We start from the raw sequence: 16,145 nt of genomic DNA on the forward strand, positions 1-16,145 counted from the left end.
GGTGGTTTCTGTGGGAGAGATTCCGGCATAGGCCCAGCTCAGCGGGCGAAAACAACGATCTGGAACTGAAACGGCCCCGGGAGGGGCCGTTTCCGCGTCATCCGCCTATGATTGCTAAGCCAAATTCAGACAACCGAAGAGGTGTGACGCATGAAGAGTCTACTACTTCTCGCCCTCGGTCTGGCCCGCACGGTCGTCCTGGGCGCGCGCATCGAGGCCGAGCGCATCGTCGTGAGCGTCCGGCCCTACAAGCGCGAGCAGCGCCGCTGCCCCGTATGCGGCAGGGCCTGCGACTTCTACGACATGGCGAACCGCGGGGCCCCCAGGCTGTGGAGGGCGATGGACCTGGCGCGCTCGGCCTGCTACCTGGAGTACGCGCCCTGCAGGGTGCGCTGCCCGGAGCACGGCGTGCGCACCGAGGCCGTCCCCTGGGCGCGGCACGGGGCGCGCTTCACGCGCGACTTCGAGGACTGGGTGGCGTGGCTGGCGGTCCGCTGCACCGCCTCGGCGGTCTCCGAGCTCGCCCGCGTCGAGTGGCACAGCGTGGGCGGCGTGTGCAGGCGCGTCTACGCCGAGCTGGAGGCCGCGCGCGGCGCCTCGAGGTTCGACGGCGTGCGCCGCATCGGCATCGACGAGACGTCGTACAAGAAGGGCCACAAGTACGTCACGGTGGTCGTCGACCACGACCGCGGCTGCCTCATCTGGGCGCACGAGGGCACCGGCAAGGACGTGCTCAACCTGTTCCTCGACGAGCTCACGCGCGAGCAGAGGCGCGCCATAGAGGTGGTGACCGCCGACGGCGCGAGGTGGATAAGGCAGCTGGTCAAGCGCCGCTGCCCCAACGCGAGGTGGGTCATGGACCCCTTCCACGTGGTCCAGTGGATGAACGACGCGCTCGACGCCGTGCGCTGCGAGGAGTGGAACGCCGCCAGGGCCGCCGCCAGGGCCGCCAGGCCCAGGCCCGAGGGCAAGCGCGGCAGGCCTGCCAAAGGCGAGCTGCCGCCCGAGGAGGTCAGGGCGCTCGAGGAGGAGGCGGCCTCCATCAAGGGCAGCCGCTACGCGCTCGTGAAGAACCCCGAGGACCTCACCGACGGCCAGAGGGCGAGGCTCGAGGCGCTCAAGAAGAGGGCCGGCTCGCGGCTGGTCAGGGCCTGGGAGCTCAAGGAGGACCTGCGGGCCGTCTTCCGGGCAGCCGACGGCTCCGAGGCCGCCGAGCTGCTCGACGACTGGATGCACAGGGCCGCCTACTGCAAGATCGCCAAGGTCGTCGCCGTGGAGAAGAAGGTGCGCCGCCGGCGCGACGACATCATCGCCGCAGTCGAGCTCGGCATCAGCAACGGGCGCGTAGAGGCCATCAACAACAAGATCAAGGTGACGGTGAGGATGGGCTACGGCTTCCGCAACACCGACAACCTCGTGGCCCTGCTCATGCTCAGGTGCGGCGACTGCCAGCCCCAGCTCCCGGGTCGCCCGGTGAAGGCGAGGAAGAAGGGCGTGAAGGGAGCGAAGAGCGTTGCTGCCTAGGCTAGCCCCTTGTCACACAAACTACCGAAGCCTCCTTTTTGGTAGGTCGACGGCCGCACACGACACAAAAAGGCGGGCCATCTCCCGTAAGAGATGACCCGCCTCTCCAATCAGTCCCGCGGCAACCATGGCCGCCGCGGGCCTCAGGCATGTCCCGGACTAGGAGAACATGCCGGTGAGGTAATCATTCAGCCGCTTATCCTTGGGCCGTTGGAAAATCTCGTCGGTCTCGTCGTACTCGACCATATCGCCCATGTAGAAAAACGCCGTGCGGTTGGACACGCGCGACGCCTGCTCCATGTTGTGCGTCACGATGACGATGGCGCGGTCGGCAACAATCGATGACATCAGGTCCTCGATTGCCAGCGTCGAGATGGGGTCGAGCGCCGAGCAGGGCTCGTCAAACAGAATCACATCGGGATTGAGCGCCAGCGTGCGCGCAATGCACAGGCGTTGCTGCTGGCCACCCGAAAGCGCGTAGGCGCTCTTGTCGAGCTTGTCCTTGACCTCGTCCCACAGCGCCGCGCCGCGCAGGCTTTCCTCGACCATGCGATCGAGCTCGTCGCGGTCAGTAATGCCGTGGCGTTTGGGCGCAAACGTGATGTTGTCGCGAATGGACTTGCGGAAAGGGTTGGGCTGCTGAAACACCATGCCAATGGAGCGACGCAGCTCGTAGGTGTTCTCGGTCTTGGTGTTCACGTTGCGCCCGCGATAGTTAATCTCGCCTTCCACGCGGCAGCCGCGAATCTCGCGATTCATAAGGTTGAGGCTGCGCAAAAAGGTCGACTTACCGCAGCCCGAAGGCCCGATGAGCGCCGTGATCTCGCCCTTGTGAAAGTCGAGCGACGTATCGTGCAGCGCATGGTGGTCGCCATAGTAAACGTTGACGTCCTTGGTGGAAAGCACGACCTCGTCGCTCACCGCTTTGCCGCTTACGCGCACGCGCTTCTCGCTCTCCCCCACGCTCGACAGAAAGTCCTGGGTCTCGGACGCGGCCGCCTCGGTTGCGGGCGTTGCATTTATCTCGCTCATTCGGCCGTCATCCTCCTTGCCAGTTGCTTGCCCACGATACGGGCGACTACGTTAAACAGCAGCACGCAGATCATCAGCAGTGCCGCGGTGCCCCAAACAATCTGCTGTGCCTCGGGGCTGCCCTCGCCATAGATCTTATAGATGTGCACGGCGAGCGACTCACCGGGGCGGAACACGTTCCAGGCGCAGGTGGGACTCGACAGGTTAAAGCTCAAGAAGTTCAGACGCACCGGCGAGCTCATGCCCGAGGTAAAGAGCAGCGCCGCGGCCTCGCCAAACACACGGCCGGCCGAAAGCACGATACCGGTCACGATAGCGGGCATGGCCTCGGGGATCAGGATGTGCAGCGTGGCCTCCCAGCGGGTGAGGCCCATAGCCAGGCACGCATCGCGCTGGGCCTGCGGCACGTCCTCGAGCGCCTGCTGGATCACGCGCACCAGGATGGGAATGTTGAACATGGTGAGCGCGACGGCGCCGGAGATGATGGAGTACTTCCAGCCCAGCTGCACCGAGAATACCAGAAAGCCGAACATGCCGACGACGATGGAAGGCAGCGAGGACAGCGTCTCGATGGCGGTGGAGGCGATGTCACGGATGGGTCCGTCCGGCGCGTACTCAACCAGGAAGACCGCGCCGCCCAAGCTGATGGGCACCGAGATACCTAGGGTGATCAACAGCAGATAGAACGAGTCGAACAGCTGGTAGAGCACGCCGCCCTGGGTTCCGTTGGCGCGCGCGGGCTGCGTGAGAAAGCCCGGCTGGAACAGCGTCGAGATGCCCTCGAACAGGATATAGGCCACCATGGAGACGACGATGAGCATGACGATGACGACGATTGCCGTCAGCACGCCCGTGGCAATGCGGTCCTGCTTTTGGACGCGCCTGAGTCTCGCCTCGTCGATATGAATGCGCGTGCTAGCCACGAGCCTTCGCCCCCTTGCGGCCGATAAGGTGGATGATCAGGATAAAGATGAGGCTCATGCCCATCAGCAGCAGACCGAGCGCCCACAGGACGTCGTCTTGGGCCGAGCCCTCGGCATAGACCGCCATGGACGTGGTGAGCGTGGTGGTGATGGTGGACGCCGGCGACAGCAGCGACGTCGGCATGGCCTCGATACCGCCGATAACCATGCGCACGGCGAGCGTCTCGCCAAAGGCACGGGTCATGCCGAGGATGACCGCGGTCATGAGCGACGGCATGGCGGATTTGAGTACCACGTGCCAGATGGTCTGCCAGCGGGTGTAGCCCAGCGCGAGCGAACCCTGACGGTAGCTATCGGGCACGGCACGCAGGCCATCGACCGAAAGGGTGGTCATCGTCGGCAAGATCATGACGGCCAGCACAATGGCACCGGGCAAGATGCCCAGGCCCGTGCTCACGTGGAAAACGCTCTTCATAAGACCGACGACCACGTGAAAGCCGACCAGGCCAAAGACGACCGAGGGAATGCCGGTCAAAAGCTCAATAAGCGGCTGAAACACCTTGGAGCCAAACTTAGGGCTAATCTCGACCGCAAAGATGGCAGAGCCGATGGCGATGGGCAGCGCGATAAGCGTGGAGAGCACCATGACCGCAAACGAGGTGACGATCAGGGGCAGGGCGCCGGTATAGGGCAGGCCGTTTTCGGCCGTGTTGGCCAGGTCCCACTTGGTGCCGGTAAAGAACTCGACGACCGAAACGCCGTCCTTGAGAAAAGCCGAGAGGCCCTTTTGGGCGACCATAAAGATGAGCGCGGCAACGACAAGCGTCACGAGCGCTACGCACGCGCCCGTGACGCCCAGGCCCACGTTCTCAAGGTCGCGCTTTGGCAGCTGTTTTGCCATTGCAAACCTTTCCGGGGCGATTACTTATTTAGCGGAGACCTTGCCGCTGGCGTCCTTGACGACCTTCATGGCAGAGACAGGGATAAAGCCCTGTTCCTCGACGAGTTTGCCCTGGACGTCTTCGGAAAGCATGAACTCCAGGAAGGCCTTGGTGGCATCGTCGGCGTCCTTTGCGCAGTACATGTGCTCGGTCGCCCAGATCTTAAAGGAGTCGTCAGTGACGTTTGCGCTCTTGGGCTCCACGCCCTCAACCTTGATGGCGTTGAACTTGGAGTCGTCGAAGTGCGAGAAGTCGAGGTAGGAGATGGCGTTGTCGGTGCTGGCCATCTGAGTCTGGACGTCGCCGGACTTGTCGAGCTCGGCGTCGCCCTTAAAGTCGACGGCCTCGTCACCAAAGACGGCGGCCTCGAAGGTGGCGCGGGTGCCGGAGCCGGCCTTGCGGTTGAGAACGACGATGGTGGCGTCGTCGCCGCCGACCTCCTTCCAGTTGGTGATCTGGCCGGAGAAGATGCCCTTGAGCTGCTCGAGGGACAAGTCGTCGACCTTCACGTTCTTGGAGACGACGGGACCCATGCCCACGACGGCGACCTCGTGGTCGACGAGGTTCTTGACCTGGTCGGCCTCGAGCTTGGTCTCGGCGAAGACGTCGGAATTACCGATGGTGACGGTACCGGCGGCAACGGCGGTCAGGCCCTTGCCCGAACCGTTGCCCGAGCCAGAGACGGAGACGTCCGGGTTGGCGTCCATGAACTTCTCGGCAGCGGCCTCGACGAGAGCCTGGAACGAGGAGGCGCCGTCGTAGGTCACCTCGCCGGAGACGGACTCGGCAGCGGCGCTGCCCTTGTCGGCGGCGTTGGAAGCGCCTGCGCCGCCGCAGCCAACGAGGCCGAGGCCCACGAAGCTGGCAAGACCACCAGCGAGGCCGAGGAACTGACGACGAGAATAAGCCTGATCGAGCATGATCTTCCTTTCATACATGCGACTCGCGGGCACCCTGCCCGCTTTGCTGTTTGGAAAGATACGGCCTCGATCGGGCGGTGCCCGCGCCAACTGCGGTTTCTTACGGGCATTTGATAGACCCTTACCGCAAGCGCGACTCGGCTTTACAGACGAATAACAAACCCGCCCCCAAGCATGGCCCGCCTTTTACACCAATAAAAACAAAGTTGCGGTGAAATAGTTCCTGCTTGGCCATCAAATGGCCCATTCTAGGAACTATTCCATCGCAACTTAGATTAGGAAACCGCGAAACCTTAAAGCTCTAATTCATTCAAACGGAGGATCGCAACAATATAGATCTTGAGCGCCTGCTTGAGCTGTTCCTCGTTGGCGCACTCGTTGGGGCCGTGCATCTGGCCGCCCCATGCGGGCAGCTCCAGGCCGGTTTCCTCGGGGCCAAACGACACGGCGCGGGCAAAGTTGCGCGCGTACGTGCCGCCGCCCATGGCAAAGGGCTCGGCATGCTTGCCCGTAAACTCGTTATAGGTATCAATAAGCGCCTTCACGGCCGGATCGTCGGCGGACACCGAGAACGGCACCTTTGCACGACCCACACGGCACGTCACGCCAAAGCGGCCCACGAGCGGCTCGAGCTGCTCGCAGATGGTATCGGCGCTCGTGCTGTCGGGGAAACGTACGTCGATGACCTGCTCAATATGGCCATCCATCACACGGATAACACCGGGGTTGCACGTGAGCGGGCCAAACGCCGGGCTCGTCGCGTCGATACCCAGGCCGTGGCCATAGGCATCCGCATGTACAAAGGTCAGAAACTTGACAAACTCGTGCTCGGCGGGCGTCAGCAGGCGCTCGTCGCGTGCACCAAACGCGTCCTCGGCCTCGCGCAGATACGCCACGATGAGGCCGACGGCATTGATCGTTCCCTCGGGCATCGAAGCGTGACCGCCAATACCGTGGGCGAAAATCTGCGCATGCCCGTTATCGAGCGCCGTGATCTCCAGGCGGTCGGCGTTCTCAACGGGCGCCGGCAGCTCATCGGCGGCAATCGCGAGTTCGCAGATAGACTGCGACGGAATGGCGTTGCTCGCCTCGGCACCGCTCCACGATACGATGCGCCCGCCGTCGATCTTGGAGCTCACAAACGTCGCCCCAAACTGGCCCTTCTCGGCATTGCAGACCGGGAACTCGGCATCGGGCGTAAACAAAAAGTCGGGGTCTGCGTGGTTCTCCAGATAATGGTGAACGTCGGACATGCCCACTTCCTCATCGCAGCCCAGCAGCGCGCGGAAGGTATAGCGCGGCACAATGCCGTGCTTGATCAGGTAGGCACCGGCGTAGAGCGACAACACGGCCGGGCCCTTGTCGTCGATCACGCCACGACCGAGCAGCCAGCCCTCGCGGCGCTCCATCGCAAACGGGTCGGTGTTCCAACCGGGACCGGCGGGCACCACATCCACATGGCAGATGGTCGCAAGCTGCTTATCGCCGCGGCCGGGAATGTCGGCGATGCCCACATAGCCCTCGTCGTCGCTCGTCTGGTAGCCGAGCTTTTGCGCAATGCCGAGCGCACAATCGAGCGCATCACGGACCGGGCGGCCAAACGGCGCACCGGGCTCCGCATGGGCAGCAACGGCCACGGACGGATAGCTCACCAGCTGCTCAATATCGGCAACGACATCTTCCCAGATCTCGTCGACATACTCGGTAACGCTCTGTTCCACCTGATTCATGGACGACCTCCTTACCAATGAGCGACGGCCACACCCGCCCCTCGCATAACGTCATTAGATGGCGAAAAGTTTAGCAAGCTCGGCCACCGAGTGCACCACTGCATCGGCGCCCGCCGCCTCGTGCTCGCCCGGCACCGCCGCGCCCGAATAGATGCCAATGCACGGCACGCCCCTTGCGTGCGCGCCCTCCACATCGTTAAAGCGGTCGCCGATCATCACGGCATCGTCCGCCGTCGCGCCGAGCGCCGCCAGGGCATCGCGAACCGAATCGGCCTTGGTCTCGCGCCCCTGCGGCGGATTCATACCGACCACCGCCTCAAACTGTGAAAGCCCCAGCTCGCCCACCATGTCGATGCACTTTGCCTCCATGCGCGACGTCGCCACGGCCAAGTGATGCCCCTGGGCGGCCAGGCCATCGAGCAGTTCGGGAATTCCATCGAACACGGGGTACTCTTCCGGTCCCAGCTCATCAAAAAAGGCACGGTACTCGTCGGCCACCACAAGCGACTCCTCGCGCGAGAAGCCGTAAAAGTCGTGGAAGCTCTTCCACAACGGAGGCCCGATCATGCGGCGCAGGTCACCCATCTGCGCCTCAGAAAACCCGCGCGCAGCCAGCGTTTTACGCGTCGAGGTCATCACCGCCCGGCCCGTATCGGCCACCGTGCCGTCAAAATCAAACAGCACGACCGGCCGCTTGCATATCTCCAGCGCCTCCATCGACATCCCTCTTCCCCAGTTGACGATTTCCACACCGACACTTCAAACTGTTGACTATTCAACAATTGAACCTAGCAATGTGGAGCGACTCTACTATACTTGTCGCACTTTGCTCTCAGAAGGCGGCGCGCAAGCGCCCCAACGAAAGGTGCAATTATGTCTTTTGCCATCATAACCGACTCCACGTCGGACATCTCCCCCGCCCGCGCCCAAGAGCTCGGCATTTACGTGATTCCACTTCATGTGATTATCGAAGGCGAAGACCTGCTCGACCAGGTGCAGATTACCGCCGAGGAATACGTCGCCCGCATGGCCGGATCCAAGCAGCTGCCGCACACCTCGCAGCCAAGCGCCGGCGAGTTCAAGGCACTCTTTGACCGCGTGCGCGCCGACGGCCACGATAGCGCCATCTTTATCTCACTGTGCAGTGAGTGGTCCGCCTGCTATGCCAACGCCAGCCTGACGGCCGAAGCGCACGAGCTCGACGTGCGCTGCATCGATTCGCGCACCGGCTCGGGTGCCGAGGGCCTGCTGGTGGAGTACGCGCTGGCCATGCGTGAGGACGGCCGCAGCCTGGACGAGACCGAAGCGCAGATCCGCGCGACGCTGCCCGACGCCCATCTGCTGCTGATTCCCCGCACGCTCGAGAACCTCGTTAAGAACGGCCGCGCGCCCAAGCTCGCCGGCCAGCTCACGCAGATGCTCAATATTCGCCTGGCCGTTTCGCCGGAGTGGAAATCGGGCGAGATCAAGGCGATCAAAAAGGGTCGTGGCGCCAAGCGCATCGTCACCAACACCATGGCAGATTGCCTCGCATTTTTGGCCGAGCACCCGGGCTCCAGCGTACGTGTGCTCACGACCGGCGCCGCCGAGGAGCAGGAGCTCGTCAACCAAGCGCTCGCAGGCCAGAACTACGTAGACGCCGGCACCGGCCCCATCGGCTGCACCATCGCCACCCACGTAGGCGTCGACGCCATCGCCATCAGCTACTGTCCCCGCTACCAGCCCATCCACTAGGGGCACCTTTACCACTTGCGGTGGAATAGGGACTGTTTTTGGCTTATCAACCGCAAATCAATCCCTATTCCACCGCAACTTGGAAGCAGTTCATTTGGGACGGGGCCAAAAAGACTGATATCAAACGTTTCAGACCAGTCTTTTTAGCCCCGTCCCATTTTACCTACCCTACATCAGCCCGCTCAGGACAATATCGACGGCCTCGTTGAGGTCATCGGTGATGTGGACGAGATCTGGATCGAGTGGGCTGATCATGCCGGCATCCATCACCGGGCCGTTGAGCCAGTCGAACAGGCCCTGCCAGTATTCGCTGCCCACCAAAACAAGCGGCATGCGTTTGACCTTGTGCGTCTGCACCAGCGTGAGCACCTCAAACATCTCGTCGAGCGTACCAAAACCACCGGGAAACACGATGGCGCCCGAGCTGTATTTGACAAACATGGTCTTGCGCACAAAGAAGTAACGGAAGTCCATGCCGAGGTTCACGTATTTGTTGAGCCCATGCTCGTGCGGAAGCTCAATACCCAAGCCGACCGACTTGCCGTTGGCGCTCGCCGCTCCCCTGTTGGCCGCCTCCATAATGCCAGGACCACCGCCGGTGATAACCGCCACGCCGCGCTGCGCGATCTTGCGGCCGACCGTGCGCGCCGCCTTGTAGAGCGGATCGGTCTTGGGCGTGCGGGCACTGCCGAAGATGGTCACCGCGGGCCCGAGCTCGGCAAGCGCGCCGAAGCCATCGACAAACTCGGCCTGAATGCGCAGCACACGCCACGGGTCGGCGTGCAACCAGTCAGTCGAGTCCTCGGGCGCCAGCAGGTTGGCGTAGGTGTTGTCCTTAGGAATCATAGGGCCGCGCATAACCACGGGGCCGCGTCGGTACGTCTCGTCGTAGGCCGGCTCGCCCTCGACGTTCTCATTCTTAATCATGGGATACTCCTATCGAAAATAGAAACGGGCGGGGTCGACGCCATGCGTCAAACACCCGCCCGAACATCAACCATTCGGTATGGTACCCACGATGCATCAAGCGCTTGCAAGGCATCGGTCAGAGGTCGTGCAACCGATGCCGACGCATGCGATGCCCGGCGCCGGCTACGCACGGTCGATTGGCACGTAGCCTCGACACCGCGCGAGCGCCCCCGTAAGCGCACCCGCAGCTCTTAGTAATCCACTGCCGCGGGGCTGTTCATCCAGTCGCTCACGAACGCACCGTAACGGCCCTCGATAATGGCCTGGCGGGCACGCTGCATAAGGTTGAGCAGGTAGTAGATGTTGTGCATCGAAAGCAAAATGCCGCCGAGCATCTCCTTCTGCGTGACCATATGGCGAATGAGCGCACGGCTGTAGCCGCCCGTGCACACCGGGCAGGTGCAGGTGGGATCGATGGGGCCGTCGTCGTGCGCAAAGCGGGCGTTGCGGAAGTTAAGGCGACCCTCGCTCGAAAACGCCGTCCCCATGCGGCCGGTGCGCGTCGGCAGCACGCAGTCGAACATGTCGATGCCCACGCCTACACCACGCACGAGCGTCGTCGGGTTGCCGACGCCCATCAGGTAGCGCGGCTTATGTTTGGGCATGTACTCGCTCGCGAGCGGTGCCAGCGTCTCAAACATGGTCTCGTGGTCCTCGCCCACCGAGTAGCCGCCAATGCCGTAACCGGGGAAGTCACCGCACTCCTCCAGATGGCGCAGCGAACGCAGGCGCAGGTCCAGATGCATGCCACCCTGAACGATGCCAAAGAGCGCCTGGTCGTCGCGGGTATGAGCTTTATAGCAGCGCTCGGCCCACATGCTCGACAGCTCAACGGCGCGCTCAACGTAGGCGCGCGTGGCGGGATAGCCCGGGCACTGGTCGAGCTGCATGCAGATGTCGGAGCCGAGCTTCATGGCGATTTCCATGTTGTCCTCGGGCGTCCAGAACACGTGGCGGCCGTCGTAGTCGTTGACGATAAAGCGCACGCCCTCGTCGGTGAGCTTGACGGCGTCGTTGTGGCTGAACACCTGGAAACCGCCGGAATCAGTGAGGATGGGGCCATGCCAGTTCATAAACTTGTGCAGGCCACCCAACTCGGCGATGGTATCCTCGCCGGGACGCATGGACAGGTGATAGGTATTGGCAAGCACGATCTGGGCGCCGAGCTGCTTGACAGTCTCGGCAGGAATGCCCTTGACGTTTGCCTTGGTGCCCACGGGCATAAAGATCGGCGTCTCGATGTCGCCGTGCGGAGTGTGCAGCACGCCGGCACGCGCATGCGTCGTCGGATCCTCGGCGATCAGGTCGAATTTAAATAGGCTCTGGTCCATAAACTGGAACTCCTTGGTTGCGGTTCATACGCAAACCATTATAAAGACCGCGGCAGTTGAACGGCATAACGTCTTTCGGAGAAGGGAATGTCAAGCGCAAACTGAATAGAGCGGCCAAATTTTTGCTATCCAAGCGAGCCATCGAACACGTTTTGAAACTTTGCTGCGGCGCGCGGGATGCCGGCGCGAGGCTTTATCATAGGGTGACAATCAACGATGAGGAGCACATGCCTATGACAGACGAGCTGGACCCCCAGACTCAGCAGCATATTGATGATTCCGCAGACGCCGTCGACGACTGCAGCACTCCTACCTGCGTCGCCGCTTCCGTCGATGCATCCGCCGAAGATGCGCACGCCGGTGCGGATAAGGCAACAGACACAGGCGATACTGTCGAGCATGACGAAGGCGAGCAACCGGAGTCGAACGACGCCGAGCCCGACGCGGACCCCGCGTCACAGGCGGCAGGACCCATCGAGGTATCTTCGGAAGAAGAGCTCGATGCCGTCATGGACTCCATGATGGATGCCGTCAAAGCGATGAAAGACGCCGTGGCCGACGCCGATGTGGACGCCGAAGAAGAGAAGGCCGCCGAGGCCGCATCGACCTTCGTGCCTGGCGAGACCCCCGTTGCCGACCAAGGCAGCACCGTACCTTCGTTCTTACAGCTCGAGCACCCTACAATTGGCGCAGATGCAGTTGACCCGCACACTGCCGGATTTTCCGTGATCGAGGGTGGCACCGGCAATATCGCCACGTCGCAGGCGCCCGATGCGGGTACGGCCGACGCCGGTCACCCGACCGCTCCACACGCCCCTGCAGCCAGCCGCGATCTGGGAACCGCCGTCTCAAATACAGCAAACGCCGTAGGCACTTTTATCGCCCAGGGCGCCTCTGCCATGCGCGAGATGAACGCCGCAAAAAAGGCGCTCGCGGACGCTCGTGCCCACCTGGCCGAACTTGATCAGCGCATCGCCGATCAAGGCGAGGAGCTCGAGACGCGCCAGGATATCGCAGGCCGCTACGACCAAATCGTCGCCGAGCAGCGCCACGCTATCGACACGGCACAAAAGGCCGCCGCGGCGGCAGAAATCGGCCGCGATACCCATGCCGCCAAGACAACAGAGCTCAAAGCGCAGCTCGAACAAATAAAAGAAGAGGACGACGCCACCGAGCGGCGTCTCAAAGCCGCACTCGATGCCGTCGAAGCGCGCGAAGCCAGCTCGCGCGAGACCGGTAACCGCCTCGTACGACGTCTCGAGGACTCCAAGCGCATCCGCGACAAGGTACAGGCCGAGCGCGACGCCGGCGTTGCCGCAGCGCAGCAAACCGTCGACGCCACGCGTGCTCAACTCGAAACGTTGCGCCGTGAGTATGCCGAGCTGCAACGCAATCCCTCGGCAAATCCCGCCAACTATACGGTGCGCACCAGCGAGCTTTCGATGCAGATCTCCGACACGGCTGATGCCCTGCGTAAAGCCGAGGAGGATATCCCGCGCATCACCGCCGATCTTGAGCACTCGCTCGCAGCCGCCGAGCACGCCGTCGAGCAGGCGCAAGCCCCCATCGCCGACGCCAAGCGCGCCCATCAGGCCGTGACGGCCGAGGCCGATGCCGCGCGCGACGAGCTGCAGACCGCAAAGGCGGCCGCTGCAACGCGCCAGCGCGAATTACGCGAGAAGATCGTCACCGAGGACAAAGCGCGTCAAGAGCAAGAGCAGGCTATCGCCAATGCCCAGGCGGACGTCGCGCATGCGCAGTCGATCATCGAGCAGGCGACCGAGGTGCACAACCATCCCGAGATCACCGAATCGCTCGCGGGCTCCCTGGCTCGCGATAAGGACGAGCGTGCCGAAACCGAGCGCGAAGTGGCTCAGCTCGAAGCCGCCGAGAACGACGTGCGCGAGCGCACCCGCGACTCACGCGTTAAATTCACCGGCGCAATCGTCTGCATTGTCACCGTAATCCTCGTGATCGTCCTGATCTGGCTGTTCGCGAGCAAGTAAACCAGCTGCCAAAAAACACTCACCGCAACGTTTTGATTGGTGCAAAGGGGCCAGGCTACTTTGCACCAACTTGGTGCATATAAAGCAGTCCCCATTGCACCAACAACGTTTGCCCAGATAAAACCTGCCAAAATAAACCTGTCCCTTTTTGGCAGGTTGAACCACGGCAACGCCAATGTTTTGGCGAAGTCAGCGAAAACCCGCCAGAACGGCAATCTCTTGACAACCAAAGAAATGCCGATGTTTTGGCAGCGACAGCGAGCGGGTCGCATTTGAGGCAAGGTGACGTGAAACGAAAGGGCGCTGACCTTCTGGTCGCGCCCTTGAAGTTGAGCGTCAGATTGTCCAAATGCGGCCCGCGCAGCGTCGGCCGGTCCGCCGTTCGGTAGAACGGCGTAACTAACAAATGAGCATGGCGTCGCCAAAGCTGAAGAAGCGGTAGCGCTGCTCGATAGCGGCGGCGTAGGCATCCATGATCTGATCGCGGGTGGCAAGTGCGCTCACGAGCATCATGAGTGTGGAGCGCGGAACATGGAAGTTAGTGATCAGCGCGTCGACCACGTGATAGGTCGAGCCGGGCATGAGGTAGAGCTGCGTCGTCGCGTTCTCGCGCGCCACGATGTCACCACGGCCGAGCGTGTCGGCCCCGTCCTTACGGCCCTCAAAATAGCGCGCCGTCACAGCCGGATCGGACACCGGCGCGTCCGCGTCAAACGCACTCTCGAGCGAGCGGACTGCGGTGGTACCGACAGCAATCACGCGATGCCCCTCGGCCTTAGCCTTATGCACGGCGTCGACAACCTCCTGCGACACGTGATAGCGCTCGGTGTGCATCACGTGCTGCGTGGGGTCGTCCTCCTCCACCAGACGGAAGGTATCGATGCCCACCTCGAGCTCGACAGCGGCAAACTTCGCACCCTTGGCCTCGATAGCGGCCATGAGCTCGGGCGTGAAGTGCAGGCCCGCCGTGGGAGCGGCAGCTGAGTGCTCCTCCTTCATGGCGTAAACGGTCTGGTACTTCTCGGGATCGCCCTCGTAATCGGTAATGTAGGGCGGCAGCGGCACGTGGCCGGCAGCATGGATAGCCTCATCGAGCGTGCGCGGCTCGCCGGCGGCATTGCAACCGGCCGGCTCAAAACGCACCAGGCGGCCGCCGCGGCTATCGGTGACAAAGTCGACGACCTCGGCCGTCAGCACCACGGGAGCACCCTCGGGCGCATGGGCACCACCGGCGCGATACTCAATCTGCGCACCAGGCTTTAGGCGCTTGCCCGGCTTGACCAAGCACTCCCAAACATGACCCAGCGGATCAACGTCCTCGCGGCGCTTGAGCAGCAGCGTTTCGACCACGCCGCCCGAGCCGGCCTTGCGCCCGATAAGACGGGCCGGCATCACGCGCGTCTGGTTGATGACGAGCACGTCACCCGGCTCGATATAGTCGATGATGTCGCGGAAGATGCGGTGCTCGACGGTGCCGCCATGCTCCAGCGGCGTTCCCGCCTGGGAGCCCTTGCGATCCACCACCAGCAGGCGGCAGGAGTCGCGCGGCTCAGCAGGAGCCTGGGCAATCAGTTCCTCAGGAAGGTTGTAGTCAAAATCATCGGTACGCATAGACACGTCGAATACTCCTTATATAGCTAAAATCCGCTCTACATCCTAGCAGGCTACCAGCCCAAAAGAACTACTTTTTGGCGGCTTTGCGCTCGTCGCGGATGCGGGCGCGGTCCATGGCCGCCTCGACGGCCGAGAATCGGCAACCACAGTAGTTCTGCCGATACATGCCCAGCTCGCGCGAACGACGCGTGGCCTCGGGATAATACGGGCGAAAATCGCGAATGACCGGGGTGAGCCCATGTGCCGCCGCCAAGCGCTCCAACGCATCGTTGCAGGTTTCGAACAACTGATACGGCGAGACGGCGAGCGTCGTACCCACAAACTCAAACCCGCACTCCTGGGCCACACGGCATGCCTCGGCCAGGCGCAGGGCATAGCACGCACGACAGCGACGGGGTCGATCGGCGCCCAGCGGGGCCACGCCGGCCTCCCAGCGCTCGCGGTCCTCCCCCGCCTCGATGAGCTCGATGTCGCCATCGGCACACCACCGGCGCAGCTCGTCCAAACGCCGCCGCCATTCATCGCGCGGCTGAATATTGGGGTTGGTCCAGCAAATCGTGGGCTCAAACCCCTCCTCACGCAGCAGACGAACCGGCTCAAGCGAGCACGGCGCACAGCACGCATGCAGCAGTAGCGGCTTCATGGACATCTCCTCCCAATCTTTGCCCAGGGTAGTCTTTTTGGGACGGGGCTATTTTGACTACTTTTGACGTAAAGCAGTCAAAAATACCCATCTCCAAAAAGTAGTCAAAATAGCCCCGTCCCAAAAAGACTACTGACCAAAAAAGCGAACGCCAAAGGACGTGTCCTCGCAGGCGACAATGCGGCGGTCGCGCAAAATGGTCCGCACGTAATACCAGTCGCCCACACAGCCCGACAAATGCAAGCCGGCTGCCAGGTAGCACAGCAGCGGATAGCCCGAAAACGCAAACCCCAGGGTAAACGCTGTCGTCACGACAACCGTCGGCGCCAGACAAACTGCCACGTACCGCCGGCGCGAATACACCACGCCCTCGGCGCAGGCGTAAATCATGCACGTCTCGAGGTTCGCCCCAAAGGTCACGTGCGCACCGGCGGGCGCAAACAGCTTAAAGAACACGCCGTGCACCAACTCGTGCACGGCAAATGACGCCGCCGAAACCGCAGCCAAGCCAACTATCCAGCCCAAGACAGCCGTCCAGCCACCCGCGTCAGCCGCATCCAAGTCCGCGGGCCCACCCAGCAGCATAAACACCGGCACCAGGCACACGGCAAATGCGCCAAGCACGGCCATCCCCCACACAAAGCAAGCGTGCAGGAAATCCTCGTCTTCAAACGCATGTATGTTGGAAATCTCATTCATAGCATCTTAGGATAGCGCCCCTGCCACGTACCCGTCCGCATGTGCGATAATGTCGAACGATATGCACGAATTGACCACC

Annotated in this window: 14 protein-coding genes; 3 read left to right on the forward strand and 11 right to left on the reverse strand. The window is 62.5% G+C overall.

What is annotated here, in order from left to right:
• The first annotated feature begins 150 nt into the window (after positions 1–150).
• Positions 151–1,524 (forward strand): ISL3 family transposase, encoded by a 1,374-nt coding sequence (locus tag ACTQZF_RS02065; RefSeq protein WP_066660379.1) that lies wholly within the window; start codon positions 151–153, stop codon positions 1,522–1,524.
• 159 nt (positions 1,525–1,683) lie between these two features.
• On the opposite strand, the gene pstB is transcribed toward ACTQZF_RS02065, so the two are convergent.
• From pstB to ACTQZF_RS02095, 6 genes are all read right to left on the reverse strand, one after another.
• A complete protein-coding gene (gene pstB / locus ACTQZF_RS02070) occupies positions 1,684–2,556 on the reverse strand; it encodes a phosphate ABC transporter ATP-binding protein PstB (RefSeq protein WP_427719562.1) in 873 nt (290 codons plus the stop codon).
• Positions 2,553–3,479 carry a phosphate ABC transporter permease PstA gene (gene pstA, locus ACTQZF_RS02075; RefSeq protein WP_441554436.1) on the reverse strand — a complete coding sequence of 309 codons (927 nt, stop codon included), beginning with the start codon at positions 3,477–3,479 and terminating at the stop codon, positions 2,553–2,555. Before pstA ends, pstB begins: the two co-directional genes overlap by 4 nt.
• Entirely contained in the window at positions 3,472–4,380 is a 909-nt protein-coding gene (pstC, locus tag ACTQZF_RS02080; RefSeq protein WP_427719566.1) for a phosphate ABC transporter permease subunit PstC, read from the reverse strand. The genes pstA and pstC overlap by 8 nt, the downstream gene beginning before the upstream one ends.
• A gap of 24 nt (positions 4,381–4,404) precedes the next feature.
• Positions 4,405–5,358: a phosphate ABC transporter substrate-binding protein gene (locus ACTQZF_RS02085; protein WP_441554437.1), complete on the reverse strand. Its 954-nt coding sequence runs from the start codon at positions 5,356–5,358 to the stop codon at positions 4,405–4,407.
• 275 nt (positions 5,359–5,633) lie between these two features.
• Entirely contained in the window at positions 5,634–7,070 is a 1,437-nt protein-coding gene (locus tag ACTQZF_RS02090) for a M20 family metallopeptidase (RefSeq protein WP_427719569.1), read from the reverse strand.
• Positions 7,071–7,124: 54 nt separating this feature from the next.
• Positions 7,125–7,793 carry an HAD hydrolase-like protein gene (locus ACTQZF_RS02095; protein ID WP_441546807.1) on the reverse strand — a complete coding sequence of 223 codons (669 nt, stop codon included), beginning with the start codon at positions 7,791–7,793 and terminating at the stop codon, positions 7,125–7,127.
• A 150-nt stretch (positions 7,794–7,943) separates the two neighbouring features.
• On the opposite strand from ACTQZF_RS02095, the gene ACTQZF_RS02100 reads away from it, so the two are divergent.
• Positions 7,944–8,804, forward strand: a complete 861-nt coding sequence (locus ACTQZF_RS02100; RefSeq protein ID WP_441545490.1) for a DegV family protein — start codon at positions 7,944–7,946, stop codon at positions 8,802–8,804.
• A 168-nt stretch (positions 8,805–8,972) separates the two neighbouring features.
• Here the strand turns inward: ACTQZF_RS02100 and ACTQZF_RS02105 are convergent, their stop codons facing one another.
• Together ACTQZF_RS02105 and tgt are read right to left on the reverse strand one after the other, a co-directional pair.
• Positions 8,973–9,731: a TIGR00730 family Rossman fold protein gene (locus ACTQZF_RS02105; RefSeq protein ID WP_154515782.1), complete on the reverse strand. Its 759-nt coding sequence runs from the start codon at positions 9,729–9,731 to the stop codon at positions 8,973–8,975.
• Between the two features lie 233 nt (positions 9,732–9,964).
• Positions 9,965–11,104: a tRNA guanosine(34) transglycosylase Tgt gene (gene tgt / locus ACTQZF_RS02110; RefSeq protein WP_441014862.1), complete on the reverse strand. Its 1,140-nt coding sequence runs from the start codon at positions 11,102–11,104 to the stop codon at positions 9,965–9,967.
• A gap of 233 nt (positions 11,105–11,337) precedes the next feature.
• Here tgt and ACTQZF_RS02115 point away from each other — a divergent pair, with 233 nt between their 5' ends.
• A complete protein-coding gene (locus tag ACTQZF_RS02115; protein WP_441554438.1) occupies positions 11,338–13,110 on the forward strand; it encodes a hypothetical protein in 1,773 nt (590 codons plus the stop codon).
• A gap of 399 nt (positions 13,111–13,509) precedes the next feature.
• Here the strand turns inward: ACTQZF_RS02115 and queA are convergent, their stop codons facing one another.
• The 3 genes from queA to ACTQZF_RS02130 form a co-directional block, all read right to left on the reverse strand.
• Complete coding sequence (gene queA, locus ACTQZF_RS02120; RefSeq protein ID WP_441083258.1) at positions 13,510–14,721, reverse strand: tRNA preQ1(34) S-adenosylmethionine ribosyltransferase-isomerase QueA; 1,212 nt, start codon at positions 14,719–14,721, stop codon at positions 13,510–13,512.
• 70 nt (positions 14,722–14,791) lie between these two features.
• Positions 14,792–15,367: an epoxyqueuosine reductase QueH gene (locus ACTQZF_RS02125; protein ID WP_441554439.1), complete on the reverse strand. Its 576-nt coding sequence runs from the start codon at positions 15,365–15,367 to the stop codon at positions 14,792–14,794.
• A 129-nt stretch (positions 15,368–15,496) separates the two neighbouring features.
• Positions 15,497–16,066 (reverse strand): DUF3267 domain-containing protein, encoded by a 570-nt coding sequence (locus ACTQZF_RS02130; RefSeq protein ID WP_441031447.1) that lies wholly within the window; start codon positions 16,064–16,066, stop codon positions 15,497–15,499.
• Between the last annotated feature and the right edge of the window lie 79 nt (positions 16,067–16,145).

This window comes from Collinsella sp. LCP19S3_H3 (genome assembly GCF_052119145.1).
In the GTDB taxonomy this organism is placed as follows: domain Bacteria; phylum Actinomycetota; class Coriobacteriia; order Coriobacteriales; family Coriobacteriaceae; genus Collinsella.

Coding starts and splice junctions, on each gene's coding strand:
- ACTQZF_RS02065 (WP_066660379.1), top strand. CDS start 151: ATGAAGAGTCTACTACTTCTCGCCCTCGGTCTGGCCCGCACGGTCGTC.
- pstB (WP_427719562.1), bottom strand. CDS start 2,556: ATGAGCGAGATAAATGCAACGCCCGCAACCGAGGCGGCCGCGTCCGAG.
- pstC (WP_427719566.1), bottom strand. CDS start 4,380: ATGGCAAAACAGCTGCCAAAGCGCGACCTTGAGAACGTGGGCCTGGGC.
- ACTQZF_RS02085 (WP_441554437.1), bottom strand. CDS start 5,358: ATGTATGAAAGGAAGATCATGCTCGATCAGGCTTATTCTCGTCGTCAG.
- ACTQZF_RS02090 (WP_427719569.1), bottom strand. CDS start 7,070: ATGAATCAGGTGGAACAGAGCGTTACCGAGTATGTCGACGAGATCTGG.
- ACTQZF_RS02095 (WP_441546807.1), bottom strand. CDS start 7,793: ATGTCGATGGAGGCGCTGGAGATATGCAAGCGGCCGGTCGTGCTGTTT.
- ACTQZF_RS02100 (WP_441545490.1), top strand. CDS start 7,944: ATGTCTTTTGCCATCATAACCGACTCCACGTCGGACATCTCCCCCGCC.
- ACTQZF_RS02105 (WP_154515782.1), bottom strand. CDS start 9,731: ATGATTAAGAATGAGAACGTCGAGGGCGAGCCGGCCTACGACGAGACG.
- tgt (WP_441014862.1), bottom strand. CDS start 11,104: ATGGACCAGAGCCTATTTAAATTCGACCTGATCGCCGAGGATCCGACG.
- ACTQZF_RS02115 (WP_441554438.1), top strand. CDS start 11,338: ATGACAGACGAGCTGGACCCCCAGACTCAGCAGCATATTGATGATTCC.
- queA (WP_441083258.1), bottom strand. CDS start 14,721: ATGCGTACCGATGATTTTGACTACAACCTTCCTGAGGAACTGATTGCC.
- ACTQZF_RS02125 (WP_441554439.1), bottom strand. CDS start 15,367: ATGAAGCCGCTACTGCTGCATGCGTGCTGTGCGCCGTGCTCGCTTGAG.
- ACTQZF_RS02130 (WP_441031447.1), bottom strand. CDS start 16,066: ATGAATGAGATTTCCAACATACATGCGTTTGAAGACGAGGATTTCCTG.